This is a genomic window from Kaistella solincola (assembly GCF_000812875.1).
In the GTDB taxonomy this organism is placed as follows: Bacteria; Bacteroidota; Bacteroidia; order Flavobacteriales; family Weeksellaceae; genus Kaistella; species Kaistella solincola.
The window spans coordinates 1-1,077 of sequence record NZ_JSYK01000008.1 but is presented as its reverse complement, the minus strand read 5'-3'; the positions used below and the strand labels follow the sequence as shown (position 1 = coordinate 1,077).

2 protein-coding genes are annotated in these 1,077 nt (G+C 41.2%); one reads left to right on the top strand and one right to left on the bottom strand.

All coding sequences use genetic code 11. The annotated features are described in order from the left end of the window. A partial coding sequence (locus tag OA84_RS11075; RefSeq protein ID WP_039346568.1) for a sulfatase-like hydrolase/transferase occupies positions 1-817 on the top strand: 817 nt, incomplete at its 5' end. 51 nt (positions 818-868) lie between these two features. Here the strand turns inward: OA84_RS11075 and OA84_RS11515 are convergent. Continuing rightward, positions 869-1,077 (bottom strand): hypothetical protein (locus OA84_RS11515; RefSeq protein WP_039346565.1); only part of this gene is annotated, 209 nt, incomplete at its 5' end.

The following is a 1,077-nucleotide window of genomic DNA, read 5'->3' as shown; positions in this document are numbered from 1 at the left end:
TTATCTCAATCTGGCACATTATGCTGTACATGTACCCCTAATGGCCGATAAACGTTTTGTACAACGATATTATGATGCTGGTTTAGATAGTGCTGAAGCAAAGTATGCCAGTATGATCGAAGGCATGGACAAAAGTTTGGGCGATATTATGAATTTCCTGACCACAAAGGGCGTAGCAGAAAATACCATTATAATTTTTATGAGCGATAATGGTGGTTTAGATGCACATGGCCGTGGTGGACCTGTTAATACCCACAATTACCCCTTCCGTTCGGGAAAAGGATCGGTATATGAAGGCGGTATCCGCGAGCCGATGCTGGTAAAATGGCCGGGGGTAACCAAGCCGCAAAGTATAAATACCAACCCGGTAATTATCGACGATTTTTTCCCAACTATACTCGATTGGGCAGGCATAAGCAATAAAAAAACGATTCAAAAGCTGGATGGTTTAAGCCTGATACCCACTTTAAAAAATCCTGCTGTGAAACTTACCGAACGCCCCCTCGTTTTTCATTATCCAAAGAAATGGACCAATGAAAAAGAAAAAGACGAGCGGCTTCTGGGTATTAATTACTATAGTGCGCTCAGATACGGTCAATGGAAACTGATTTACCGCATGCGGAGCCAGGAATTGGAGCTGTACGATTTAAGTAAGGATATTTCGGAAAAAAATAACCTGGCAGCAGCAAATCCTGCCGAGACTAAAAAACTGGCTGGCATTTTAGGTAAAACCTTAAAAGAACGTGGTGCACAAATGCCGGTAGCAAGTAGTACGTCAAAGCCAGTTCCTTTCCCTGATGAAGTGACTATCCGGTAAAACATGGAGATATTTAAATATCCCAAAGGCTTAAAAGCGTTGGGATATTTTTCAATGCCATAGTAAAACAATAACCATTACCAGAAGCATAACCAGCAATAAGATAAAAATAAATGGTTTTGTAACCTGGTTACCGAATATTCCTTCCGGATTTGTAAACCAGGAAGTTAACGTTTTCCGGGCCCCATGTAGCGAGGCAACCTCACTTGATTTAAATTCGTTCCAATTGAGATAACCCACAAATATGGCCAATGCATTTA